Below are 27,000 nucleotides of genomic sequence, written 5' to 3' on the forward strand. Positions count from 1 at the left end.
CAGAGTGAATGATGGATAATTATCCTTATAAATCAATCTATTGCATAATAAAAACATTCAATTAATTTTTTATAGGAGGCATGTATTAAGTTTCTTGAATTGGACGGCGTTTTGCGATAGGATATTGATTTTTTTTAGCGATACGCGTAATTGCTTTTTCCAATGGCTCAATCATAACGTCCATAGAAAAACCATTTGCGTGAATAATATTTGCGTGATCGACCATAATAGCAACATGATCTTTCCAAAAAATTAAATCACCTCGTTGAAGTTTATCAGTATCTGTAAGAAGACTGCCTATAGTTTCTTGCTGCATATCGGTATCACGTAAGACTATTTGATCGGTCATCATCATAGAGAGCTGAATGAGTCCCGAACAATCAATTCCAAAACCGCTGACACCACCCCAAAGATAAGGTGTACGGATAAAGGTTTCTGCAACTGTGACATAATCTTCATATACGCGTCCAATGGGGCTGAGATGGCTCGTAATGATTGCTGTTCCATTTTCAAGAATAGAATACATTGTGTCACGGACTTCAATTTCATCAACAACACTGACTTTGCTTCCCATAGATAATGGGGATACTATTGGTCCACGTAAGTCAGCGTGTAAATATTTAAATGTGCGTGGTACTGAAACCACATGTGTTTGTTTTATGGTTGATGTACAAAGAACTTTTGTATCAATATAACCGACATAACCATCTTTGAGTGATTGTCCCCACGACAATGTTTCCCCTTGTTCAAAAATGAGAAGTTCTTCTCCCAATAAGCATTCTGTTTGTCTTTCACTTTTTTTACTATTTTCTTTAAAAAGTCCAGCGACCGCTGTATTAACACGTCTTTTTTCACCTTGAACAAAGCGTTGAGCTGTAATTTCTGTTTCAAGACGTTGATCTGCTAGATCATCTCTGAATGCATGAAGTCTTGGGTCTTTAGAGATCATCTTTTTGCTTTCCATTTTGTTACTCCTTACCTTTAAACAAACTCATGAAAACTGTATTGGTAAGGTTTTTATCCTCAAACAAAACTAAGAACACAGTGTAAGACCAATTATTCTTTAAGCTGCAAAATTGTCCATTTTTGTGGATATTTGTGTCAAAATTCATTTTTTTAAAATATTATAAAGGGCACGAATAGTTTGTGCTGATCCACCAATAGGGTATCCTGGTTTTTCTTTTGGAACCCATCCATAAAGGTCAAAATGCGCAAAATGTTCAGCTTTTTCAACAAAAGAATTAAGAAATAAAGCAGCCGTTATAGAACCAGCAAAGCTATTTCCAGTTACATTGTTAAGATCGGCAATTGGTGATGATAACATCTCTTGGTAAGGTTTCCAAAGGGGCATTTGCCAAAGAGGATCAAAGACAGCGTGAGCAGATTCAGAAATTTGTTGTGCCCATATTGAATCATTACAATAAAATGCGGGAAGATCTGGTCCTAATGCTATACGCGCTGCCCCTGTTAAAGTAGCCATACAAAGCATGAATTGTGGACTTTCTTCATCACCATAGGCGAGTGCATCGGCAAGGACAAGGCGCCCTTCAGCATCTGTATTACCTACTTCAACACTTAAACCTTTACGACTTTTAAGAATATCACCTGGTCGGTAAGCATTCGCAGAAATTGCATTTTCTACAGCTGGAATCAAAACGCGTAAACGGAAAGGCAATTTTGCATCCATGATAAGTTTAGCCAATCCCAAAACGTTTGCTCCACCCCCCATGTCTTTTTTCATAAGCAACATGTTATTGGCTGATTTAATATCGAGGCCTCCAGTATCAAAAGTTACGCCTTTGCCCACCAACGTTATTTTAGGATGATGTTCTTGCCCCCAGAGTAACTCAATCAGTCGTGGTGCAGTGCTGCCTGCTCGTCCTACAGCATGAATCATCGGAAAGTTATGGGTTAAGAGATCGTCTCCACAAATACTTTTGATATGAGCACCATAGGTTTTTCCTAGTTTTCGAGCTTCTTTTTCGAGAGTATCAGGGTTCATATCATTGGCTGGAATATTAATGAGATCACGGACGAAAAAGACAGCTTCATAAATTCGTTGGAGTTCATTAAGATCAATAGCCTCATTGACATGGATAGATAATGATTTGAAAGAAGAATTTTGACGATAGCGATTAAATTGATAGCTACCGAATGCTAATCCAAGATAGGTATTTATTTCATCAGAGGTTGTACCTTCTAAATGCCATTGACCAGCAGGAAGTTTTTGAGCAAGAACTCCTGTGATAAAAGGATCGTTACCATTGCCAATTCCAAATAAAACTTTTTTTAAATGCCCCGTTTCGTGAGGAATAAAGAGTATTTGTCCCGCTTTACCAGTAAAGTCATTAACTTTTATCCATGCTGTTGTTGACGCATCAAGTGATAAGTTGGCAAGAGTTCTTTGGTTTACCAAGATGATAGGGCAACTGTTATCGATACGTGTTGAGGTAAAATGAATGTGGTGGTGCTGCATAGTTATGAGATCCTTATAGTCGTCTAAGTGCGACATATTCGACCAAATGATTTTTTCCCTTTCGTAGAATGAGATTGGACCGTGGTCGTGTTGGCAATATATTTTCCTGTAAATTTTTTAAATTAATCGTTTGCCAAAGATCCTCAGCGATTTTTGAAGCTTCTTTTTCATTGAGATGGGCATAACGATGAAAATAGGATTCAGGATTTTGAAAAGCTGTTTTACGCAAACGTTTAAAGCGCTCCAAATACCAGTGACGAATGACTTCTGTTTCAGCATCGACATAGATTGAAAAATCAAAAAAATCTGATACGAAAGGAATAGCTTTTCCATCTTTAGGAAGATCACTGACCTGTAATACATTAATACCTTCAACAATTAAAATATCAGGACGATCAATGGTAATAGTCTGATTTTCTAGAACATCATAGATCATATGTGAGTAAAGCGGAGCACGGACATTTCCGATACCTGCTTTTATAGCCGAAAGAAAGCACAGCAACTTTTTAATGTCATAGGAATCAGGAAATCCTTTGCGATTCATTCGATTTTTTTGCTGTAAGATTGCGTTAGGATAGAGAAAACCATCCGTTGTGATTAGATCAACTTTAAGGCTAGATGTCCATCTTTTCAACAGTTCTTGAAGAATGCGAGCCGTGGTTGATTTTCCTACAGCTACAGAACCAGCAATTCCAATAATAAAGGGCGTTTTTCTACTCTCTTCTTGATGGAGAAACTGCTGACGTTTGTGAAAAAGTTCCTGTACTGCTTCAACATGGCATGATAATAGACGCGATAAAGAAAGATAAATGCGTTGGACTTCTTTAAGATCAATAGGATCATCAATAGAGCGTAAACGCTTAATTTCATCAAAAGTCAAAGTAAGAGGTGTGTCTGCACGAAACTCTGACCATTCTTGTGCAGTAAAAACGCGATAGGGTGAATATCGGTCAGAAACGGATTTGATCAGATTATCTTTCTGATTAATTTTTTGTATAGTCGTATCAATCATTTGTATTGGTCGAGAATTTTTTGCAGCAGCAATTGATTTAAGAGTAGACAGATGAGCGGCTTCATTTTCAAGTAAATTTTGTTTTGCATGCTCTCTTCTTTTAAGATAGTAGATCATTTTTCATTAACTTATAGTCCAGTCATTCCAGTTTGCACGGATTTGTGCTAATGAGTGCCCTTGCGCCAAAAAAGTCCATAAAAGTAGACGCGCTTTTACGGCTGATAAATAACCAGACATGAGAGCACCAGAAGCAATCATATCGATTTCGGAGCCTTTATAGCCATAAGTTATACGAGTTGTTGAGCCATTACAACAACGACTAGCAATAATGATTGGTATTTTTTGTGCATATTGTTGTACAAGGTCTGCTTCTTGAAAACTACAGTGTCCTGCACCAAAACCAGCAATAACAACTCCAGCATAATACCCACTTTCAAGGCATAGTTTCATTAATTTTGCATCAGATGATAAAGAGGAATAGAGGAGTGCAATTTGATGATCATGGTTTTGGGGAAGATCAAACGTTTTTGGGAAAAATTTTCGATCATTGAAATAAATAAGTTTTCCCTCTAAAATAGTTCCTAAAACACCTGCAAGACCTGATTGAAATGTTTCGACTTTGACGGTATGGCTTTTATAGAGCCAATAAGGTGAATGAATTGCATCATTTATGACAACGAGAACGCCCCGGTTACGACTTTGTGTGGCTGCTGCGACACGAGTGGCTGCTAAAATGTTGGCGGGGCCATCGGCGCCTGCTTCATGAGGCATGCGCATAGCACCGGTTATGATGAGTGGTTCGGCTTCTTTCCAATAAAGAGAAAGAAAAAAAGCTGTTTCTTCCAGAGTATCAGTCCCTTGTGTTAAAACAATACCTTCTGCACCAGCGTTTATTTGTTGTTTTGCCCACTTAATTATTTCAAAAAGCATTTGAAACGATAAAGATCCACTTGGTATTTGCATCAATGTTTGTGCATGAATATCAGCAACGTTATTTAAATCAGGAACACTTTTTATGAGGTTATCTGAAGTTAAAGTCGGTTGCATGTGACCAAAACTATCAGCAGTCATTGCAATTGTTCCACCTAAGGTCCCTATGGCTATTTTTTTCATAATTTTCCTCTAAAAAGCACAAACTGTTTATATAAAGCTATTTAGCAGTAATTTACATTGACAACAATGATATCATTTTTCCATTTTCAACAAATTGAGTTATGCTGAATCATTGTGTTTTGCTGTATATGTTCTTAAATAGGACAATAGTAATTGAGTTTTACATTGTATGAAAAGAAATCAATATTAAAAAGTAAAGTTAATATTAAGGAGTTTCCTTATGACAGAACATAAGCCAGACATAATGTATGGTACAACAATTATTACGGTACGAAAAGGTGGAAAAGTCGTGATGGCCGGTGATGGTCAGGTCTCTCTTGGACAGACAATTATGAAAGGCAATGCACGTAAAGTGCGTCGTCTTGGAAAGAACGGAGTGGTTATTGCTGGTTTTGCAGGTGCTACGGCAGATGCTTTTACATTACTGGAGAGATTGGAAACAAAGCTTGAACAATATCCTGATCAGCTTATGCGTGCTTGTGTGGAACTTGCAAAAGATTGGAGAACAGATCGCTATTTGCGTCGTCTCGAAGCAATGATGCTCGTGGCTGATAAGAAAGTAACTTTGGCTCTAACAGGGCTTGGTGATGTCTTAGAGCCAGAAGATGGGGTTATGGCAATTGGCTCTGGAGGAAATTTTGCTCTTTCAGCAGCGCGTGCACTCATGGATTTGGATTTGGATGCAGAAACTATTGCTCGTAAAGCTATGGCTATTGCCGCTAAAATTTGTGTTTACACCAATGATCATTTTACGATTGAAACATTGGATGCAGAATTATCTTCTTTAGAGAAAGCTATTTAAATGTGTGTTGTATTTTCCCCTCGTGAGACTGTTTCTGAACTTGATCGTTTTATTATTGGCCAAAATGATGCCAAACGCTCTGTAGCTATTGCATTGCGCAATCGGTGGCGTAGGCAACAGCTTGATGAGCCGATGCGTGAAGAAGTTATGCCAAAAAATATTTTAATGATAGGGCCAACAGGTGTTGGTAAAACAGGAATCGCACGTCGATTAGCAAAACTTTCTGGAGCACCTTTTGTGAAAGTAGAAGCGACGAAATTTACTGAAGTTGGTTATGTGGGACGTGATGTTGAGCAAATTATTCGAGATCTTGTTGAAATTGCCATTTCTCTTGTGCGTGAAAAGAAACGGGATGAAATAAAAGAAAAGGCTCACGTGAATGCTGAAGAGCGCGTTTTAGACGCCCTTGTTGGTAAAACAGCAAGTCCTGCTACCCGTGATAGTTTTCGTAAAAAATTGCGTGAAGGTGAATTGGATGAGAAAGAGATTGAAATTGAAGTCGCCGATAATAATAGCAATAGTGCTTCAACCTTTGATATTCCTGGTATGCCTGGGGCACAAATGGGTATTATGAATTTATCAGATATTTTGGGCAAAATGGGCAGTCGTACAAAAGTCCGTAAGACGACAGTAAAGGATTCTTTTAAACCGCTCATTGATGATGAATCTGAAAAACTCCTTGATCAGGAGCAAATTATTCAAGAGGCGCTTCGTGTTGCTGAAAATGACGGTATTGTTTTTATCGACGAAATTGATAAAATTGCAACTAGGGATGGTGGAGCAAGTGTTGCGGTTTCGCGTGAGGGCGTTCAACGGGATCTTTTGCCTTTGGTTGAAGGAACAACAATTGCTACAAAATATGGGCAAATCAAAACAGATCATATTCTTTTTATTGCCTCAGGTGCATTTCATGTTTCCAAGCCATCTGATTTATTACCGGAACTTCAAGGACGTTTGCCCATCCGTGTGGAGCTGAACCCTTTAACAAGGGAAGATTTACGGCGCATTCTAACGGAACCAGAAGCTAGTTTGATTAAACAATATATTGCTCTTATGGCAACAGAAGAGGTTCATTTGGAAATTACCGATGATGCAATTGATGCTTTAGCAGATATTGCTGTAGATTTAAATGCAAGGATTGAAAATATAGGGGCACGTCGTTTGCAAACAGTGATGGAGCGCGTTTTGGATGAGATTTCTTTCACTGCACCTGATAAAGCTGGAACATCGTTTAAAATTGATGCTGCTTACGTGAGAAAATCTATTGGCGAGCTTGCTGCTGATATCGATCTTTCACGTTTTATTCTTTGAAAGTTATTGCTTGTTCTGTTTATCTGCGTGCTTCGATAATTTTGAAACCATGGGCTTGTTCATGTATCAACACTGTGCGGAAAATATTTTTTAATAATGTTTCATAAGGCAGGTGGCGGTTTGCAACAAAAAGCAGACTGCCGCTTGGCTTTAAGCACTTTGCAGCATTTATAATAAAATTTTTTCCTAATGAAATATCTGTTGTTTGTTGTGTGTGAAACGGTGGATTTGAAATAATTGTATCATACAGATTTGTGACAGGCTCATGTACAAGGTCATGCCAATAAAAATGAATTGGAAAAGGAGCTGTTATGGATTTAAGGTGCTGTTTTGCTGCTCTCAAAGCATTGTAGTCTGCTTCATAAAGGTCGAGAGCGGTGAGTTTTTCACTTCTTTCAAGCGCAACGTGAGAAAGATAACCCCATCCAGCACCAAAATCAGCCGTTTTTCCAGAAATAATTTTGAGCATATAAGAAGCAAGCGCAGCAGATCCTGGATCAATACGTCCGTGTGAGAACATACCAGAAGTGGTTTGAAATTTACCAAAAGTGAGCGGTGGTGAGCGCAATTGCGCAATGTTATGTCTCTCAATTTGTTGAGGAACTTGCAACCAAAATACAAGACCATGATTTTTAGACAATTTATTGGTGATGGGAACAATTGTTTTGACCCATTTCATCATTGAAGCAGCACCAGCAGTTTTATCCCCACTAATTACAATCCATCTATTGGGTTTAACGCATTCTAATAAATCAAGAAAACAATTTTGGTTCAAACCACGATATTTGCTCAAATGTAAAAATGCACCATCATAGCTGAAAGTTTTATCTATTTGAGGAGAGCAGTGAAATTGAGTATCGACAAATTTTAAAAAATCTGGTCGCCAAGGCGTAATAACTTTTAAATTTTGTGCCCATTCTGGAGCTGGGATTTCTGTTAAACCAAAACTTAGCCAACACTGGTTTGGATCAGGATACGGGAGTTCATGATTTTCAAAAGGCAAAAATAATAACACATATGACTCTTTCAAAGAAAAATGCCACTCCAATGTTGGGATGGCATTTCATGATACGATAAGAGGAAAAACTTACTCTTCTTTCTTACGGCGGCGCTTATTTTCAGGTTGTTTTTTTTCATCCACGCACTTTTCTTCATTCATCGCTTTATCACTGGTGATTTCCTTTCCGGTTGTTTGATCAACGACCTTCATTGATAACCGAACTTTTCCACGCTCATCAAAGCCCATTAATTTAACCCAAACTTTGTCACCTTCTTTTACAATATCTGTTGTTTTGGTGACGCGTTCTGATGCAAGCTGAGAGATATGAACGAGTCCATCACGAGAACCAAAGAAGTTTATAAATGCACCAAATTCTGCAGTTTTTACAACTGTTCCTTGGTAGATAGCACCAACTTCAGGCTCATCGACAATAGAATGGATCCAACGTTTTGCTGCTTCAATGGTTTTAGCATCAGCAGAAGCAATTTTAATGGTACCATCATCTTCAATATTAATTTTTGCTCCAGTTTGTTCCACGATTTCCCGAATAACTTTACCACCAGAGCCGATAACATCACGGATTTTATCGACAGAAATATTCATAACTTCGATTCGTGGAGAAAATTCACTCAGCTCAGCACGTGCACTGGTTAAAGCTTTCGCCATCTCATTAAGGATATGGATTCGTCCACCTTTGGCTTGTTCAAGCGCGATTTTCATAATCTCTTCGGTAATACCATCAATTTTGATATCCATTTGCAAGGCAGTAATACCATTTTCTGTTCCTGCGACTTTAAAATCCATATCTCCAAGATGATCTTCATCCCCTAAAATATCAGAAAGAACAGCAAAGCGTTCTCCTTCTTTAATCAAGCCCATAGCAATACCAGCAACAGGGCGTGCTAGAGGAACACCAGCATCCATAAGAGCAAGTGAGGTTCCACAAACCGTTGCCATAGAAGAAGAGCCATTGGATTCAGTGATTTCTGAGACAGCACGAATGGTATAAGGAAAAGATTCTTTCGTTGGTAACATGGGGTGAATTGCCCGCCATGCCAATTTGCCATGTCCAATTTCACGACGACCTGGAGAACCAAGGCGTCCCGTTTCACCCACTGAAAATGGTGGAAAATTGTAATGGAGAAGGAATGTTTCCTTATACATTCCTGTCAAAGAATCAACATATTGTTCATCTTCACCAGTTCCCAATGTTGCAACGACAATCGCTTGTGTTTCTCCGCGGGTAAAGAGTGCTGATCCATGTGTGCGGGGTAAAATACTTACTTCTGATTGGATAGGGCGTACGGTAGAAAGATTGCGTCCATCAATCCGCTTTTGGGTATCAAGAATGTTTCCGCGAACAATTTTTGCTTGCAACTGTTTAAATACGGTTGCAATTTGATCTGCACTAAATTGACAGTCTTTTTCTGGTTCTGGCATAAATTTATTGAGGATTTCTGTCTTTAGTGCATCAATTGCAGCATAACGTTCTTGCTTATCAGTAATTGTGTAAGCCTTTCGTATATCCTGTTCTGCCATTTTCTGCATCGCTTTTTCAAGCTCAGAAAGATCTTCAGGAACAAAATCACGAGGATCTTTTGCAGCAACTTCAGCAAGCTTTATAATGGCATCAAGGACAGGTTGAAGGCCTTTGTGACCAAACATTACGGCCCCCAACATGATATCTTCCGGTAATTCTTGTGCTTCTGATTCAACCATCAAAACAGCACTTTCTGTTCCAGCAACAACAAGATCAAGTTTTGATTCAGGCATTTCATCGATATGAGGATTAAGAATATATTGTCCATTACAATAGCCAACGCGGGCACCGGCTATAGGCCCCATGAAAGGAACACCTGACAGGGTCAATGCCGCAGAAGATGCAATCATCGCAAGGATATCGGGATTGTTTTCGAGATCATGCTGTATAACGGAAACAATAACTTGTGTATCATTTTTATATCCCTCAACGAAAAGGGGACGAATTGGGCGATCAATCAAACGTGAAACCAAAGTTTCATTTTCACTTGGCCGACTTTCACGTTTTAAATAGCCCCCAGGTATTCGACCAACAGCATAGGATTTTTCTTGATAATTAACGGTGAGTGGAAAAAAGTCCTGGTCTGGTTTTGGGATTTTGGCCGATACAACGGTAGCTAAGACAATCGTTTCTCCATAGGTAGCAATCACTGCACCATCAGCTTGACGCGCTATTTTCCCTGTTTCAAGGGTGAGCGGACGCCCGGCCCATTCAATTTCTATCTTGTGCGTTTTGAACATTTTTTATCCTTAATGACCAGTGTTTAAATCTTTGATTGCTCACATTCTGGTTTTGCGTAGCATACTTCCAAGATCTGGGGTGGACAACATACTTTTTATCTTTGTTGCAAGAAAAGAGAAGTAAACTGCTTAAATGCGAAACGATGAGCAGTTCTATCCCATAATAACTTATCAGTTTTTAAAATTTTTAATTAAAAGCAACACGTTGAAAAAATGGGTGTTTTTTAAATATCACTTCCATTTTTCTTTTAGCGACGCAAACCTAACTTCTTTATAAGTGTCTGATAACGATTTTGGTCAACTCCTTTAAGATAATCAAGAAGACGCCGACGTTGAGATACCATCTTCAAAAGACCACGACGAGAATGATTATCTTTTTTGTGAGATTTAAAGTGGTTTGTTAAATTAGAAATACGTTCAGAAAGTACAGCAATTTGCACTTCTGGTGATCCTGTATCACCAACTTTGTTTGCGTATTCTGCGACAAGAGCTTTTTTACGTTCAGCTGTAATCGACATCGTATTATCCTTTCCAAAAACGAAGAAACATAAAGCCACCCATAGCCGAGATGTCGTTCAGCAAGGGTCTGTGAGAAAACAGGAAAAGTCGAAGACTCTTACCTATTTTCGTTCTTATATAGGAAAGAAGGTTAAAATACTAGTCCTTGACAGCATTTTGAAGTCTTTCTTTAAATAAAAGCTTTTGTTTTGAAATATTGATTTAAATAGAGTTTTACGAGAAGTGTTTTAAACAATTATGCATCCTTTTGATACAAAGATTATGAGTGTGTGTGAGTGGTAACAAAAGTGATAAATAGCGTTGGAGGGAAAAGATGCAGAGCATTTCAACATTAAAACTTTTTCGTAATTCGGTATTTCGAAATTTATGGTCATCTACTCTTATTTCTAATTTAGGGGGGCTGATACAAGCTGTTGGAGCAGGGTGGTTAATGGCGTTGATTAGTTCTTCGCATTCCATGGTTGGGCTAGTTCAAAGTGCCACAACATTACCACTTGTTATGTTTTCTTTGATGGCAGGGGCATTAGCTGATAATTTTAATCGGCGTCAAATTATGTTGTGTGTACAGATTATGATGATGGTCATATCGATGAGTTTATCTGTTTTAGCCTATATGGGATTTCTAACACCTTGGCTTTTGTTATGTTTTACGTTTTTGATTGGATGTGGCACAGCTTTTTATAATCCTTCTTGGCAAGCAACGATAGGAGATATTGTGAGCAGGGAAAATATTCCTGCTGCTGTTAGTTTGAATAGTGTCGGCTTTAATTTGATGCGGAGTGTTGGTCCTGCGATTGGTGGTGCCATCATTGCAACTTTAGGGGCATCGGCTGCTTTTTTGTTTAATGCTATAAGCTATATTCCTCTTATTGGTGCGTTGTTTTTCTGGAAGTCGAATTATGAAAACAGCTCATTGCCACGAGAAAGGCTGTTAGGAGCTGTCTCAGATGGTTTGCGTTATGTTGCGATGTCACCTAATCTCTTAAGTATTATGGTTCGAGCGTTCCTTTTTGGTATAGGAGCAACTTCTATTTTAGCACTTTTGCCAATTGTTGCGCATAAAGTTCTTGGAGGAAGTGCCCTTCTTTATGGTACATTGCTCGGTTGTTTTGGGTTAGGAGCCATGACAGCAGGTATTATTAATGCAGTTGTACGGCATCATTTTCGTTCAGAAACAATTATTGCAAGTGCATTTATTGGTTTCGCCTTTTCTTGCTTTTTATTGGGAATCAGTCGTTCACTGATTATAAGCCATATTGCTTTATTTCCTGCAGGGTTATGTTGGGTTTTGGCCTTATCATTGTTTAATACATCTGTACAACTCTCTACACCACGCTGGGTTGTTGCACGTTCTTTAGCTCTTTATCAAACGGCATCTGCCGGGGGGATGGCTATTGGAAGTGCAATCTGGGGAGGTTTAGCTGATGGTTATTCTCCAACAATTGCTTTGAGCGTTTGTTCTTTATTCTTGATTTTTGGTGCTCTTGCAGGGGTAAAATTTAGAATTCAAGAAATTCCTCAGATAGATTTAAATCCTCTTGATCATTTTAGAGAGCCGGAATTATTACTCGACCTCAAAGCAAGAAGTGGCCCGATTATGATAATGATCGATTATAAAATTCATGAAAATGATCTTGAAGAGTTTCTCAAAGTGATGACGCGTCGACGCCATATTCGATTACGTGATGGTGCGCGTCAGTGGGTTCTTTTACGAGATCTTGAAAGACCTGAATATTGGACAGAGGCTTATCATATGCCAACATGGGTAGATTATTTACGCCATAATCATCGTCGCACAAAAGCGGATGCAGAAGTCAATAAGCGTCTGCGTCATTTAAATTGTGCTCCTAACGGTATAAGAGTGCACCGTATGATTGAACGCCAAACAATACCTCAAGCCAATGAGATGCTTTTAAAAGTTTCCTCTGATCATCTCCCTTAGGGTTAAAACAGTTTTTGTAAATATTACATATATTAATATTATTTCGATCAATTTGTTAGCGTAATCATAAAAAAATTGCTGTTTCAATATTTAATGAATTGATTTATAATGGTTATTTTTCATTTTTCATGTTGAGTGATAGATTCTGAAAATCTTAAGCTTTTCTCGTTTCAAATCTATTTAGAGTAAATCAGTCCATATCTTTGCTTGTACATTATAAACGAGGACTAAAGTATGAGTAAAAAACGATTGAAAAAGAAATAAAAAGCCTTTTATGAATCCTTTAAATGCAAGGATTATTGCGACATTAAGAGGAAAAAGTGTGTGGTGGTGTTAGCTTATAGCACTGACTTAAATTTTGATATGAATACGGTAAATATAGACAATGAAAAGCACCATATTTTTCTTAATTGATAGAGAAAAATATCTTTCCGCAAAAGGTGGTTGGGAAAAGAATCGATTAAATTGTGAAAATCCGCTTTGGTTTAAATAGACCTTTGTCGAGAGTGCCAATAGCAAGAAGTTGTTCCTTATAGAGGACACAAATTTCCTCTTCATCAAGAGGTGCTTTGTGATGATTCAAGAGGATAGAATGGCCTCTTATAATTCTCTGTGCTTGAGTTTCATTAAGGATATAGTGAGGGAGGCAATCCAATGCGGCGCTTGTGTCAATTAAGAGCCCATCGAGTGTTGAGAAGTTTTTTTCAAAAGAACGATTATTCTCATCTGTAGTGTTTTTATTTGGCGGAATGGCCGCTTTTAGTTCCTCCCATGTAATGAGATCTTCTTCATCAAAAGGTGCGACGGCAATACGTCTTAAATCAGCAATATGCCCATAGCAACCGAGATCACGTCCCATATCGCGTGCTAAAGAGCGCACATAAGTTCCTTTTCCGCAGGTTATTTCAAAGATAGAATGCTCTTTGGTAGGCATTTCTAATAACTTGAAAGTTTCTATTTCCACTTCACGGGGCGGAATGTCAACAACTTCCCCTTCACGCGCTAAATCATAGGCACGATTTCCAGCAATTTTGATTGCTGAAAATTGTGGAGGTGTTTGCAAAATAACACCTGTATATTGAGGAAGAAGAGCAAGTATTTCTTTTTGTGTTGGACGTATGAGAGAAGTTTTCGTTATTTCTCCTTCTAAATCATCTGTTGAGCGCTCTTGCCCCCAAGCAATATGAAAACGGTAAGTTTTTTTGCCTTGCATCACGTAAGGGACGGTTTTGGTTGCTTCGCCCAATGCAATGGGAAGGAGACCAGAAGCAAGAGGATCAAGTGTACCCGCATGTCCTGCCTTTTGAGCATGGAAGAGCCATTTGATTTGTGAGACAGCTTCTGTTGATTTCATTCCTTTTGGTTTATCAAATATGACCCAGCCAGAAACAGGACGCCCTTTTTTCTTGTGTTGCCGCGCCATATCTTTAATCCTCATCTGTATCACTATGGTGAAGATCGCGTGCAACCTCAGGCGAGCGAAGGAGGGCATCAATTTTTGAAAAATTATCAAAACTATTATCAAGTCGGAAACGCAGTTCTGGCATATATTTCATTTGTCGCAACGCATGACTGATTTCTCCACGGAGAAAACGACTATGTTTATTGAGGGTATCAACAACATCGGTATGAGAAGCATTTTTAAGAGTGCTGAGAGGTGATACAAAGCAAGTAGCAATTTTTAAATCTGGTGACATGCGTACTTCAGAGACAGAAATAACAATATCTTTTAAGATATCATCAAGCAAAATATCACGCTGTAATATATGCGCTATTGCATGACGTACTTGCTCTGCTACTCTAAGTTGCCGTTGTGATGGCCCTGCATTTTTCATCAAAGTTTTATCCTTGCTACAAGATCTCTTTTTTGACCATTTAGATAAGGAAAAAGAGATATTGTGTATAAAACCTAATAACTTTTCTCATTTCACAACAGAGTAAAGTTATTGGATTATTTTATAATGTGCGATTAATATGTTCGATACGGAAGGTCTCAATGATGTCTCCTGCACGCATGTCTTCATAATTTTCAAAGGCTATCCCACATTCTTGACCACTTTGCACTTCATTGACTTCATCCTTAAAGCGTTTGAGTGTTTTCAGCTTTCCTTCGTGAATAACGATATTATCGCGGATAAGGCGAACACCGGCTCCTCGTTCTATTTTACCTTCTGTAACACGACATCCTGCAACTTTTCCAATTTTTGTAATGTTAAAGACTTCTAGAATTTCAGCATTACCAAGGAAAGTTTCACGCTGTTCTGGTGAGAGTAATCCAGACATAGCAGCCTTGATATCGTCAACAAGATCATAAATGATGTTGTAATAACGAATTTCAATTCCTTGTGTTTTAGCAAAATCACGTGCCTGCTTATTGGCTCGAACATTAAAGCCAATTACAGCAGAGTTAGAAGCTTCTGCAAGAGAAATATCACTTTCGGTAATTCCTCCAGCACCAGAATGTACAATACGCGCACGAACCTCGTCATTTCCGAGTTTTTCCAATGCTGAAGCAATTGCTTCAATTGATCCTTGCACATCCCCTTTTATAATAAGAGAAAACTCCTTAACACCAGTCGTTTGCAATTTTGTCATCATCTGTTCAAGAGAACCACGCGAACCAGTTTGCCGCGCAACAGCTTTATCACGTGCTAATCGTTGACGATATTCAGAAATTTCACGTGCTTTTGCTTCATGTGTGACAACAGCAAAACGGTCTCCGGCTTGTGGTGTTCCTTGCATTCCTAAAATTTCAATCGGTGTAGAGGGAACGGCTTCTTTGACATGGCGGCCATGGTCGTCAATCAAAGCACGCACACGACCCCATTCATTTCCAGCAACTATAATATCAGAAGGGTGTAATGTACCTTTTTGAACAAGAACTGTTGCCACAGATCCACGTCCGCGATCCAATTTGGCTTCAATGATAACGCCCTCTGCAGTTCGTTGAGGATCTGCTTTCAGATCAAGCATTTCAGCCTGAAGAAGGATAGCTTCGAGAAGTTTATCAAGATTTTGACCAGTTTTAGCAGAAACTTCAACGTCCAAAGTTTCACCGCCCATAGTTTCAACAAACACTTCATGTTGTAGAAGTTCTGTACGTACTTTTTGTGCATTCGCAGCTGGTTTATCAATTTTGTTGATAGCAACAATGATAGGTACACCAGCGACTTTCGCATGATTGATTGATTCAATCGTTTGGGGCATAACACTATCATCAGCGGCTACAACGAGAACAGCAATATCAGTAACACGAGCTCCACGTGCACGCATAGCCGTAAATGCAGCATGTCCTGGTGTATCAATAAAGGTAATTTTTTGACCGTTCTGTTCTACTTGATAGGCACCAATATGCTGCGTAATACCTCCTGCTTCGCCAGAAACAACATTTGCTTTACGAATAGCATCCAAAAGAGAAGTTTTTCCGTGGTCAACATGGCCCATAATGGTTACAACAGGGGGACGCTGCTGCATGTTTTGAGGATTATCTTTTATATTAAAGATACCTTCTTCTACGTCAGATTCTAAAACACGTTTAACAGTATGGCCAAATTCAACAGCGATGAGTTCGGCAACATCTGCATCAATAACATCGCCAGGTTTCATCATTTGTCCTTGTTTCATCAAGAATTTAATCACATCAACAGAACGCTCCGTCATACGTTGTGCGAGCTCTTGAATGGTAATCGTTTCAGGAAGAACAACTTCGCGAGAAATTTTTTCTCTTGGTTCTTGATTTTGTGCACGCTTAAACTTCTCCTGTCTACGCCGCATTGCAGCCATTGAGCGCCCACGTGCGTTTCCTTCTTCATCCAGTGCACTATTCAGAGTTAGCTTTCCGCGTCGCCGCTCATCAGCTCCTTTGACAACTTTTGGTACACGTATTTCTGATTTAGCAGGATTAGCACGTCGACTATGCCGTTCTTCCTCTTTATTGTCATCTATTTTGCGTTTTTCAATCACGGTTGTGTTTTTAGGCGCAATAGGAATATCTGTCTGTTCAATGAGAGGGGGAACAGGTGGAGTCTGTACTGGCGATATTTCTTCTTCTTGTTGGAGATGTATTTCTTTTTCTTTAATTTCTTGCTGTAAAATTTCTTCACGCTCTTTAGCGCGTCTTGCCTCTTCTTCGGCTTGTTCTCGCGTTATTTTTTCTTGGATATGTGCTTCTTCTAACGCGCGAAGTCTCGCTTCCATTTCAGTTGATGAAAGATTGCTTTTGGTCACAGATTCTTGAGGCTTTTTTCCCTCAAAACGCGGTTTAGAACGCTGGGGGGCCACATGCGGCTTTGTAATGGGCTGTAGGGTTTCAGCTTTTTCATCAGGTCGCGTAATTTTACGCCGTTTGGTTTCGACAACGACAGCCTTCGTACGGCCATGACTAAAATTTTGTTTAACCGTACTCGTTTCCAAGACAGACCTCTTGAGAGTTAGTGTCTTCTTGACGGTTGTTTTGTCGTTGTTATTTTCACTCATTGTACTTCCTTCACGGCTTGGGCCGTCATCTCACTAGACTTACTATGCTTGTCGTCACGATAGCTGATCAATTTACATGTTGTTTTGAGAAATCCTTCAGCAGCTTGTGTGTCCAGTAAGGCCGCGTGCATTACAGGATTAGAGCCAAAAGCCACTCGCATTTCATCACTTGTAAATAAAGATATGGTTTTTATAGTCCGATTTGTTTGTTGTTGTATTGAATGGATGGCCTGTGCAATTTTTCGTTTCCCATCTTCTGTTGTTTCTTTAGCATGAAGTACAAGAATAACTTTACCAGAGCGGATAGCAGCGTCAACCTTTGTTGCTCCCATAACAATTGCTCCCGCTTTTCGTGCCATGGAAAGGCTTGAAAGAGCGGCTTTTAGTAAAAGCGTATCAACAACATGCACAAGATTTGGTGCAACCTCAACATCTGTTTTAAAATTTCTATGAAAAGCTTTCTGTTTGATTGCTTTCTCAATAACAGCGTGATGGGCAGAAATCCAAACGCCACGCCCTGGTAAATTCGCTTTAAGATCAGGAACAATTTGGTTGTTGGGTCCAATAACAAAACGGATCAGCGTTTGTGCTGAAGCATTTTTTCGGGTCACAATGCAAGTCCGTTCATTCATTTAAAGTGTATCCACATCCAAATCATCTATTTTTTCATTTTCTGTAGAATTTCCATCTTCTACAGGATTTTCTGTAACAAGATCAGCTTGGTCTATCCAGCCTGCTTGTACACGTGCGGCTAAAACCATAGCTTCTGCATCTGCGCGTGTAATGTCAAAAGGGGTTAAAATACCAGAAAAATTCTGTGTTTGACCTTCTTTACGTTCTCTCCAACCAGCTAAATCATCAACGGCATAGCCAGCAAAGTCTTCTATTGTTTTTACACCATCCTCACCTACAGCAACCAACATAGCACTTGTCATTCCAGGAAGTGTTCGCAATTCGTCAGAAACTCCGAGCTTTTTGCGTTTTTCATCGAGTTCTTTTTCTTGATGATCAAGATATTCGCGGGCACGACTTTGGATTTCAGCGGCGGTATCATGGTCAAAACCATCAATAGAAGCGATTTCTTCAAGATCAATATAGGCGATTTCTTCAATAGAAGAAAAACCCTCTGATGCCATAACCTGTCCGATCATTTCGTCAACCTCTAAGGCTTCCATAAACAATTTACTTCGTTCAGTAAATTCTTTTTGACGATTTTCAGATTCTTCCTTTTCCGTTAAAATATCAATGTTCCATCCTGTTAGTTGCGAAGCCAAGCGAACATTTTGCCCACGTCGTCCAATAGCAAGGCTAAGTTGATCATCTGGCACAATAACTTCAATCCGTTCAGCATCTTCATCAAGGATGATTTTAGAAACTTCAGCAGGTTGCAGTGCATTAACGACAAATGTTGCCGCATCAGGCGACCAAGGAATAATATCAATTTTTTCGCCTTGTAATTCAGCAACAACAGCTTGTACACGACTTCCTCGCATTCCAACGCATGCTCCAACAGGATCAATGGAACCATCACGTGAAACAACGGCGATTTTAGCCCGTGAACCTGGATCACGAGCAACAGATTTGATTTCTATAATACCATCATAAATTTCTGGTACTTCCATAGTGAAAAGTTTTACCATAAATTGGGGATGTGTGCGTGAAAGGAAAATTTGCGGACCACGCGTTTCACGGTGTACATCATTGACAAAAGCACGAATGCGATCTCCATAGCGGAATGATTCACGAGGAATTAATTCATCACGGCGAACAATAGCTTCACCGCGCCCTAGATCAACGATGACGTTACCATATTCCACACGCTTAACTGTACCAGAAATAATTTCACCAACTTTATTTTTGAATTCTTCATATTGCTGATCGCGCTCTGCATCGCGTACTTTTTGTACAATAACCTGTTTAGCAGATTGTGCTGCGATACGTCCAAAATCCATAGGAGGTAAAAGATCAGCAAAAAAATCACCAATTTTTGCTTCTGCTTGACGTTTGAGAGCATCAGACAAAGTAATTTCCGTTGTATAGTCTTCAACGACATCAACGATTTTAAGCAGGCGCTGTAATTTAATTTCACCTGTTTTAGAATTGATTTCAGCACGAATATTGGTTTCTTGACCATAACGAGAACGTGCTGCTTTTTGAATAGCATCAGCCATCGCAGAAATGACAATTTCACGGTCGATTGACTTTTCACGTGCAACAGCATCTGCAATTTGCAGAATCTCAAGCCTGTTAGCGCTTGTAGCCATCAATTTTCTCCTTCTTTGTGCCACACGATGGGTATTTCCCAGTGATATTATTTTTTGAAATTGAGCGTCTGTATAGAGTCGTTAGCGTTCTCTTCGGCAATGAATTGTTGACTTAAATCTTTATTTTGTTTCAATGCATCGCGAATAAGCTCATCGGTAAGCACTAAATGCGCATTTATGATATCACAAAAGGAAATAGGGGTATACATGGCTTCTCCATAAGCAGCTTTATCAGTGTTTAAAATAAATCCATCTTGCGTGATATTTGTAAGTGTCCCACGAAATTTTCGGCGCCCATCAATTGTTATTTTGGTTTCAATTTTTGCAAGATGCCCTTGCCAATGAAAAAAATCAGATTTTCTTACCAATGGACGATCAATTCCAGGTGATGAGATTTCTAAATGATATTTGCGTTCAATAACATTTTGTACATCAAGGAGGGGAGAAACAGTTCGACTAACAGTTTCACAATCTTCTATGGTCATAGAACCATCGGCACGTTCAACCATAATTTGAAGTGTTAAACCATTTTGACCAAGAAGTTTTACACGAACCAAACGAAAACCTAAAGGTTTAAACAATGGTATGACAAGAGCAGCAACCTGTGCTTCGATACCATCTTCTTCAAACAGGCGCGGTTCGTCAAGATTGCTTATTTTTTCAGCTTCGTTCATACATTTTATCCAAGTTGGTTTCATCAGTTTTATGATATTAAAAAAGAGCGGGTCCAACGGCCCACTCTTCATCATAAGACCAAGAATTTAACTATTAATACTCTTAAATTCAAAATTTTTCAAGTTGTTTATGAGAAAAGCGCTTGATCATTTATTTCTTGATAAAGGTAAGATAGGCAGGCGTTCGTCCTTCGCGTAAAGCTTTTGCTTCATAGCGGGTTCCGCTCCATAGTGGATAAGGGAGTTTCCAGTCTTGAGGGCTTTCTGCTTTCCATTCAAAGTGATCATGTTGTGCACAATGGTACAAAGTCCAGTTTACATAACTGTCTATATCGCTAGCAAAGCGAAAAAATTTTCCTATTTTAAGAACACGAGCAAAACGGTTAAGATTTTTTATATTGATGAAGCGTCGTTTCCAGTGTTTTTTTTTCGGCCAAGGATCAGGATAGAAGAGGTCTATTCCATCAAGCGAGTTATCAGGGAGCCAATCAAGAAGGCGTGTAGCATCATCATTATAGAGGCGAAGACGATTTTGATGGTTTTGATGCTGTTCAAGAGACGACAATATTTTTGCCATGCCATTGATAAAGGGCTCGACGCCGATAAAACCGGTTTTTGGAAAATATGCCATTTCATGAAGTAAATGTTCACCTCCACCAAAACCGATTTCAAGTCGAATTTCTCTTACTTTGCTTGAAAATAAGGATGTAAGGTTTAAGGGAGGAGGGACATTTAAATCAATATTCAAACTGGGGAGAAGCATTTGTATACGTGTAAGCTGACTGTCTCGAAGTTGTTTTCCTTGTCGGCGTCCAAAAAATGCTTCACTCTTACGTATATTATGTTTAATCATGGGATTTGGATCATTGTTTGAAGCGTTTTCACGAGATCAGTTTTTTCCCATGAAAACGAACCATCGTGTTTTGGTTTACGACCAAAGTGACCATAGGCAGCTGTTTTCGCATAAATAGGTTTATTGAGGTCAAGATGTTTTCGAATGCCGGTAGGTGAAAGGTCCATTATTTTGCGGATGGCTTCTTCAATAACCTTTTCATCGACTTTTCCTGTTCCATGAAGATTAAGATAAATAGATAAAGGTTGTGCAATACCAATTGCATAGGAGAGTTGAATGGTGCATCTCTCTGCTAAATGAGCAGCAACAATATTCTTAGCCAGATAGCGTGCCGCATAGGCAGCAGAACGATCAACTTTTGTTGTATCTTTTCCTGAAAAAGCACCGCCTCCATGGGGTGCTGCACCTCCGTAAGTATCCACAATAATTTTGCGTCCCGTTAATCCGGCATCGCTTTGAGGGCCTCCAATGACAAATTTTCCTGTTGGGTTAATATACCAACTACATTGAGCTGCAATGGGAATGTCATGTAAAGCTTGGCGAATGTAAGGTTCAACCACTGTACGTACTTTATTGGAATCCCAGCTTTCATCAAGGTGCTGCGTTGAAAGAACAATGGATGTGACCTCTATCGGTTTTCCATTTTTATAACGTATGGTTATTTGGCTTTTAGCATCTGGTCCTAATTTTCCAGTTTCTCCCTCTCCTTTATGACGAGCTGCGGCAAGAAGTTTGAGAATTTTATGCGCATAATAAATTGGCGCAGGCATGAGATCAGGTGTTTCACGGCAAGCATATCCAAACATGATACCTTGATCACCCGCTCCTTCTTCACCATGCCGATCCGTAGCATTATCAACCCCTCTTGCTATATCAGCTGATTGTGGGCGCAAAAGAACATCAATTTTAACAGTTTTCCAATGGAAGCCTGCTTGTTCATAGCCAATGGTACGAATAGCACGGCGCGCTGCTGTACGAAAACGTGTAGGATTAATGAGTGGAAAGCTAGTTTCATCATAGATGAATTCTTTATTTTTATCTTTTTTTAATAGCGTATCGGGAACACGTACTTCACCAGCGATAACAACACGGTTGACACTGACGAGAGTTTCACAGGCAACGCGTACTAACCATGGATCAGTACCAGTCTTTTCAGCTTCTTTATAGATCATATCAACGATTTCATCGGAAATACGATCACAAATTTTATCAGGATGTCCTTCCGATACCGATTCGCTCGTAAAAAGATAATCTTGATGCGGCATAGGAACTCCTTCAAAAAAGAAAACCAACGATTTAATCAATTGCTTACTAAAGTCGTCACCATTTGCTAATTCTACAGCAAATAGTCAATGCAAATGTATATGAATAAAAGAGAAAAGATATAATTTTAATTTATAACTTATTTGTCAAATCTTCCTCAGAAAGTGCTTTTGCCAAGTCAATAATTTTTCGACGCACTTTAGCATCAGATATATTTGTAAAAGCGCGCATGAGCTGAATCCCTTCGCTGCTAGAACAAAAGTCTATAAAATTGTGTTCACTTTCAGCAAAACCCTCTACTTGTTGGGAGGTAATACCTTTATCAAAAAAGTAAGAAACAGGAACATCCATAATTTCCGCTATCGCTTGAAGACGGCTGGCACCAATACGGTTTGTTCCTTTTTCATATTTTTGGATTTGCTGAAAAGTAATTCCTAATTTTTCACCTAGTTTCTCTTGAGTGAGTCCTAAAATATTACGACGTAAACGGATACGAGTTCCAACATAGATATCTATAGGGTCAGGTTTTTTTCTAGTTTCGGTCATAATGCAACTCTTTATTTCCAGCATTTTTCTTCTAAACCAACATCATATTTATGCGCAGTTGATTTATCATATAATTAAAACAATATGTAATATTTTTTCCCAATATCACTGGTACACACAACACAATACCGTACAAAGGGCACTTGAATCATTTAAGCTGTTTTGTAAAACCAAAACCAATACGACACAATAGCATAAGGATGAATAAGATAAAAGTAGAGAAAGTTCTGTATTCATTGCTTCCTATAGGGGTAATGGATGATGGAACTTGTGAATCAATAATGCCCACAGCATTTTGTCGAAGAGCTACAACGATTCGTCCATAAGAATCAATAACAGCTGATATGCCATTATTGGCGGCCCGTATGAGGGGGATTCCCAGTTCAACGGCACGAAGCTGTGCTTGTTGAAGATGTTGATAGGGTCCAGGTGTTACACCAAACCATGCATCATTTGTAATATTAATAATTGCTTGAGGTGGGGAGCCTTTAAAAGTCATTTCATGGGGAAATATTGCTTCATAACAAATTAAGGGTAGATAAGAAAATCCGTTTGGCATTGTAACAATTTTGCGCACACTTGCAGCACTATATCCACCAATATTATCAGCAAGGGTACGCAATCCAATTTTTTTCAATAAATTCTGATAAGGAAGATACTCACCAAAAGGAACCAAATGAAGTTTATCGGAAGTATTTAAAATATTACCTTGAGCATTAATGACTGCAATTGTATTAAAATATTGTGTTTGGGAATGAGGTAGATCATTGCTGGCGCGTATTGCTCCAACAATAGCCCATTGTTTAGGTTTTAAAAGAGAGGCAATGCGCATTGTGATAGATGAATTATCATAGAGAAGGTAAGGAACGGAAGCTTCAGGCCATACGATAAAATCGGGTTCTGAATTTTGATCGGTTGTTGGCGTTGCACTTAGCTTCATATGTGCTTCCAACATAGATTCTCGTGTATTATCACGCAATTTTATATTTTGTTGGATGGACGGTTGAACAATGCGCACCCAATAAGCACTTTTTTGATCTTCAGTTGTGTTTTCTATAGTATGAAGACGATAAAACCCAAAACCACAGTGAATGAATATAAGTGATAAGCAAAGAGAAAGTGCCACTTTCTTTTTTTCATCCGTTAATAAAACAGTTGGCAAACTGTAGGCTAAGACAGCAAGAATATTCATTCCGTAAAGTCCTACGATTGCATCAGATTGCATGAACATTGGGGTTGGCATGGCTGTATAGCCAAGAGAATTCCATGGAAATCCTGTGAATAAAAACGCACGCAACCACTCGGATAATCCTAATGCAAAGGCTAAAACAAAAAAGCGTGCTATTCCTTTTGTCCATAATAAACCGACAATGAAACCAGAAAAAAACCAATAAAGAGAAAGGTAGAGTGGAGGGAATAAAATGGCTAATGGGACTGCCCAACCAAAAGAATCTGGATCTGTTAACAAAGCATTGCATAGCCACCAAAGGCCGCAAATAAAATAACTAAAACCAAAGGTTCCACAGCTTAAAGCGTAAGTAAAAAAATGTTTTTTATTGTTTTTGGTGGCCCGTATTGAGTCAAGTAAAACAATAAAGAGAGGGAAAGTTAAAAAGCAAAGAGGTGTTAAATAAAAGGGTGGAAGTGCAAAAGAAGTAAGAGCACCACACAGAAATATCCATGCTTGGCGCTTCCAGCCTGTAACAGAGAACAAAAAAACGATGAAATTGCTTAAAAATGCTGGACTATTCTTTAGGGATGGCATTGTTCTCAAGATTCTCATTTTTGGGAATGCGAAAAATGCGCAATCGTTTAATCCGGCGTTTATCAGCTTCTAAAATACGAAATCTATAGCCAGGTACAGCTTCGACAATTTCACCTTTAGCAGGAATGCGATCAAGAATTGAGACGATCAAACCACCAATAGTATCAACTTCATCACCATATTCCCCTACGATAAAATCAGGACCAAGAGCTTTCTCCACATCTTCTAGTTCAGTTCTTGCATCAACGAGCCATTTATTATTTGGTTCACGTACGATAGCATTGTCGACATTATCATGTTCATCTTCGATATCCCCAACGACTAACTCAACAATATCTTCCATTGAAACGAGACCATCTGTTCCTCCATGTTCATCAATAACTAAAGCCATTTGAGTTCGTGTAGTTTGCATCCGTGTTAATAATTTGCTTGCAAGCATAGAACTGGGAACAAAGAGAACTGTTCGGATCAAATCCAATTCACCGATTGGAGTATGCAAGTCTGTATGGTTTAATTGAAGCAAATCGGATTTTTGTTCGGTTTTTGTTGGGTTGATAATAAAGCGAGTGATGTAGTTAAGAATATCGCGGATATGGATCATGCCGCGCGGATCATCTAAAGTTTCAGCATAAACGGGGATACGAGAATGACCAATTTTTGCAAAACATTTAAGGGTTTCTCCAAGAGAGGTGTTTATTTCTAATGCTTCGATTTCAGAACGAGGTATCATAACATCATCCACGCGTGCTTCACGTAAGCGTAAAATGTTATGCAGCATAGTACGTTCTTCAGGTGAGAAGAGGGCGGCATCTTTTTCATTGTTAGTCGTGAGTGCAACGGTAAGATCATCGCGCAGTGACGTAGATGCACAATTTCGACCCCGTAAGAATGAAAACAAATGATTCATCAGGGAATATTTTTCTGTATGATTCGTCTGCTGAGAGGGGTCTTTTTCATTATTAGAAGATGCTTGATTATTATTTTGTGCATTTATTTTGTTTGCCATGGTTTTGAAATCTTCTAGACTTTCTTTTTTATAATAGATAAATAAGAGGCTTTAAATGGTATGCTGGTAATATTGATTTTAAAAGTTAAATTTTATCATTGATAGACAATTATGCGTAAGGATCTTTTATGGAAAGCTTTTGAAGAATTTCTCTTTCGAGCTTTTCCATTTTATATGCTTCATCATCAGTTTCATGGTCATAACCAAGCAGATGCAAGATACCATGAACAATCATATGTATTAAATGGTCTTGAAATGTTTTTCCTTCTTTCTCTGCTTCGAAAACAACAGTTTCTCGGGCAATAATAATATCACCGAGTATGGGACCAGGTCGATTTCCAGCTTTAAGTGGAAAAGCAGGAAAGGATAATACATTAGTAGATTTGTTTTTGTTGCGCCATTGTGCATTGATTTGTGCCATATGTTCATCATCCGTAAAAAGCAGGCTAATCTCGCTTACAACATTTTCCAATGAAACATGATGCATAGTTGCCATTAATGCTTTTTCAGTGATATTATAAAGCATTTTCTCATCATTCCACCCTGCGCTTTTAATCATTATATCAATAATAATCATGATGAATCAAATTCATTTTTTAATGCATCGCATGCGAATGATTTTTTTTTATTTTGTATTTCGGAATCACGATCATAAGCACGAACGATAGCAGCAACAAGTGGGTGGCGTACAACATCTTTTTCATCAAAATGCACAATTGCAATATTTTCTACATTTGAAAGAATGCGAATTGCTTCAATGAGACCTGATTTTTGCCCTGTAGGCAAATCAATTTGGCTTACGTCACCGGTAACAATCATACGTGTTCCTTCTCCAAGACGTGTGAGGAACATTTTCATTTGCATGGGCGTAGTATTTTGTGCCTCATCAAGAATAACAGCAGCATGGGCAAGTGTTCGTCCGCGCATAAAGGCGAGAGGAGCAATTTCTATGACACCAGAGGCTAAAATGCGTTCTATTTTTTCAGCGGGCATCATATCATAAAGAGCATCATAAAGTGGTCGTAAATATGGGTCGACTTTTTCTTTGAGATCACCGGGAAGAAAACCAAGATGTTCTCCAGCTTCAACAGCCGGACGTGAGAGAATAATTCGCTCAATGATACCACGTTCTAGAAGCATTGCAGCATGAGCAACAGCAAGATACGTTTTTCCTGTTCCTGCTGGTCCTACACCAAACACAAGTTCAGTATGCTCCATAGCACTTATGTAAGCGTCTTGTGTTGGAGTTCTTGCATGAATTATTTTTTTATGGGTACTCAACCGAGCTGCTATACGTTTCGTTGCAGATTTGTGTGTTATTGTGTCTTCTTTCTGCTTCTTTGGTATATTTGCCATAGCAATCGCTCCTTTTATATCTGATAAAGTGAGCTCTTGATGTGTTTTGGCACGTTCATAAAGCTGCTGCAATGCATATTGCGCACGTTTTATAACAGAAATATTTCCACGGATTAAGACTTCATTACCACGCGGATGAATACTAAGTTCGAGTTTTTTTTCGATATAAGCGAGATTTTCGTCAAATTTACCAAAAACTGCTTTTGCATATTTATTATTTTCGAAAATCAAAACAACTTGGCTCACATCTGAAGCGCTTGTTTGTTTCAAGGTATCAGCCTTTTCAAGGGACATATTTACTTTTTCTTTAATACGCTTTATTTTTTCGGTTGAAGCTTTCAG

General features: G+C 38.8%; 23 protein-coding genes. 3 read left to right on the forward strand and 20 right to left on the reverse strand.

Annotated features, from left to right (window positions below):
* Positions 1-85: 85 nt before the first annotated feature.
* The 4 genes from ACFINK_RS05005 to ACFINK_RS05020 form a co-directional block, all read right to left on the reverse strand.
* Positions 86-949, reverse strand: coding sequence for a C40 family peptidase (locus ACFINK_RS05005; RefSeq protein ID WP_375611871.1), 864 nt, complete (start codon positions 947-949; stop codon positions 86-88).
* 159 nt (positions 950-1,108) lie between these two features.
* Entirely contained in the window at positions 1,109-2,476 is a 1,368-nt protein-coding gene (locus ACFINK_RS05010; RefSeq protein WP_375638358.1) for a leucyl aminopeptidase family protein, read from the reverse strand.
* Between the two features lie 13 nt (positions 2,477-2,489).
* Entirely contained in the window at positions 2,490-3,488 is a 999-nt protein-coding gene (gene coaA, locus ACFINK_RS05015; RefSeq protein ID WP_375627680.1) for a type I pantothenate kinase, read from the reverse strand.
* 123 nt (positions 3,489-3,611) lie between these two features.
* Entirely contained in the window at positions 3,612-4,601 is a 990-nt protein-coding gene (locus ACFINK_RS05020) for an asparaginase (RefSeq protein ID WP_375627650.1), read from the reverse strand.
* 220 nt (positions 4,602-4,821) lie between these two features.
* On the opposite strand from ACFINK_RS05020, the gene hslV reads away from it, so the two are divergent.
* Both hslV and hslU read left to right on the forward strand, forming a co-directional pair.
* Positions 4,822-5,403: an ATP-dependent protease subunit HslV gene (hslV, locus tag ACFINK_RS05025; RefSeq protein WP_012754621.1), complete on the forward strand. Its 582-nt coding sequence runs from the start codon at positions 4,822-4,824 to the stop codon at positions 5,401-5,403.
* Positions 5,404-6,714: an ATP-dependent protease ATPase subunit HslU gene (gene hslU, locus ACFINK_RS05030; protein WP_375611822.1), complete on the forward strand. Its 1,311-nt coding sequence runs from the start codon at positions 5,404-5,406 to the stop codon at positions 6,712-6,714.
* Between the two features lie 19 nt (positions 6,715-6,733).
* On the opposite strand, the gene ACFINK_RS05035 is transcribed toward hslU, so the two are convergent.
* The 3 genes from ACFINK_RS05035 to rpsO all read right to left on the reverse strand — a co-directional run bounded on the left by ACFINK_RS05035 (position 6,734) and on the right by rpsO (position 10,512).
* Positions 6,734-7,729: a class I SAM-dependent methyltransferase gene (locus tag ACFINK_RS05035; RefSeq protein WP_375611821.1), complete on the reverse strand. Its 996-nt coding sequence runs from the start codon at positions 7,727-7,729 to the stop codon at positions 6,734-6,736.
* A 72-nt stretch (positions 7,730-7,801) separates the two neighbouring features.
* The gene (gene pnp / locus ACFINK_RS05040) at positions 7,802-9,994 is read right to left on the reverse strand and encodes a polyribonucleotide nucleotidyltransferase (protein WP_375638359.1); all 2,193 of its coding nucleotides are present in this window, start codon (positions 9,992-9,994) and stop codon (positions 7,802-7,804) included.
* A gap of 248 nt (positions 9,995-10,242) precedes the next feature.
* Positions 10,243-10,512 (reverse strand): 30S ribosomal protein S15, encoded by a 270-nt coding sequence (gene rpsO, locus ACFINK_RS05045; RefSeq protein WP_375611819.1) that lies wholly within the window; start codon positions 10,510-10,512, stop codon positions 10,243-10,245.
* Positions 10,513-10,826: 314 nt separating this feature from the next.
* On the opposite strand from rpsO, the gene ACFINK_RS05050 reads away from it, so the two are divergent.
* Entirely contained in the window at positions 10,827-12,455 is a 1,629-nt protein-coding gene (locus ACFINK_RS05050) for an MFS transporter (protein WP_375638360.1), read from the forward strand.
* Between the two features lie 460 nt (positions 12,456-12,915).
* Here ACFINK_RS05050 and truB read toward each other — a convergent pair whose 3' ends face one another.
* From truB to ACFINK_RS05115, 13 genes are all read right to left on the reverse strand, one after another.
* Entirely contained in the window at positions 12,916-13,878 is a 963-nt protein-coding gene (gene truB, locus ACFINK_RS05055; RefSeq protein ID WP_375638361.1) for a tRNA pseudouridine(55) synthase TruB, read from the reverse strand.
* 4 nt (positions 13,879-13,882) lie between these two features.
* Positions 13,883-14,290 (reverse strand): 30S ribosome-binding factor RbfA, encoded by a 408-nt coding sequence (rbfA, locus tag ACFINK_RS05060; RefSeq protein WP_375613309.1) that lies wholly within the window; start codon positions 14,288-14,290, stop codon positions 13,883-13,885.
* Positions 14,291-14,411: 121 nt separating this feature from the next.
* A complete protein-coding gene (infB, locus tag ACFINK_RS05065; RefSeq protein ID WP_375638362.1) occupies positions 14,412-16,931 on the reverse strand; it encodes a translation initiation factor IF-2 in 2,520 nt (839 codons plus the stop codon).
* Entirely contained in the window at positions 16,928-17,563 is a 636-nt protein-coding gene (locus ACFINK_RS05070) for an RNA-binding protein (protein WP_375638363.1), read from the reverse strand. Before ACFINK_RS05070 ends, infB begins: the two co-directional genes overlap by 4 nt.
* Positions 17,564-19,195, reverse strand: a complete 1,632-nt coding sequence (gene nusA, locus ACFINK_RS05075; protein ID WP_375613310.1) for a transcription termination factor NusA — start codon at positions 19,193-19,195, stop codon at positions 17,564-17,566.
* Positions 19,196-19,242: 47 nt separating this feature from the next.
* Positions 19,243-19,893, reverse strand: coding sequence for a ribosome maturation factor RimP (rimP, locus tag ACFINK_RS05080; protein WP_375613338.1), 651 nt, complete (start codon positions 19,891-19,893; stop codon positions 19,243-19,245).
* A 127-nt stretch (positions 19,894-20,020) separates the two neighbouring features.
* Positions 20,021-20,722, reverse strand: a complete 702-nt coding sequence (locus ACFINK_RS05085) for a tRNA (guanine(46)-N(7))-methyltransferase TrmB (protein WP_375613311.1) — start codon at positions 20,720-20,722, stop codon at positions 20,021-20,023.
* Entirely contained in the window at positions 20,719-21,987 is a 1,269-nt protein-coding gene (gene metK / locus ACFINK_RS05090) for a methionine adenosyltransferase (RefSeq protein ID WP_375613312.1), read from the reverse strand. The genes ACFINK_RS05085 and metK overlap by 4 nt, the downstream gene beginning before the upstream one ends.
* 130 nt (positions 21,988-22,117) lie before the next feature.
* On the reverse strand, positions 22,118-22,531 hold the full coding sequence (locus tag ACFINK_RS05095; protein ID WP_375611810.1) for a helix-turn-helix domain-containing protein: 414 nt from the start codon (positions 22,529-22,531) through the stop codon (positions 22,118-22,120).
* A 148-nt stretch (positions 22,532-22,679) separates the two neighbouring features.
* The gene (gene lnt, locus ACFINK_RS05100; RefSeq protein ID WP_375638364.1) at positions 22,680-24,314 is read right to left on the reverse strand and encodes an apolipoprotein N-acyltransferase; all 1,635 of its coding nucleotides are present in this window, start codon (positions 24,312-24,314) and stop codon (positions 22,680-22,682) included.
* A complete protein-coding gene (locus tag ACFINK_RS05105; protein ID WP_375611808.1) occupies positions 24,277-25,302 on the reverse strand; it encodes a hemolysin family protein in 1,026 nt (341 codons plus the stop codon). The genes lnt and ACFINK_RS05105 overlap by 38 nt, the downstream gene beginning before the upstream one ends.
* Before the next feature lie 109 nt (positions 25,303-25,411).
* Complete coding sequence (gene ybeY / locus ACFINK_RS05110; RefSeq protein ID WP_375638365.1) at positions 25,412-25,879, reverse strand: rRNA maturation RNase YbeY; 468 nt, start codon at positions 25,877-25,879, stop codon at positions 25,412-25,414.
* Entirely contained in the window at positions 25,876-27,000 is a 1,125-nt protein-coding gene (locus tag ACFINK_RS05115; protein ID WP_375613339.1) for a PhoH family protein, read from the reverse strand. Before ACFINK_RS05115 ends, ybeY begins: the two co-directional genes overlap by 4 nt.

Source organism: Bartonella sp. AA16NXGY (genome assembly GCF_042197325.1).
Lineage (GTDB): Bacteria > Pseudomonadota > Alphaproteobacteria > Rhizobiales > Rhizobiaceae > Bartonella.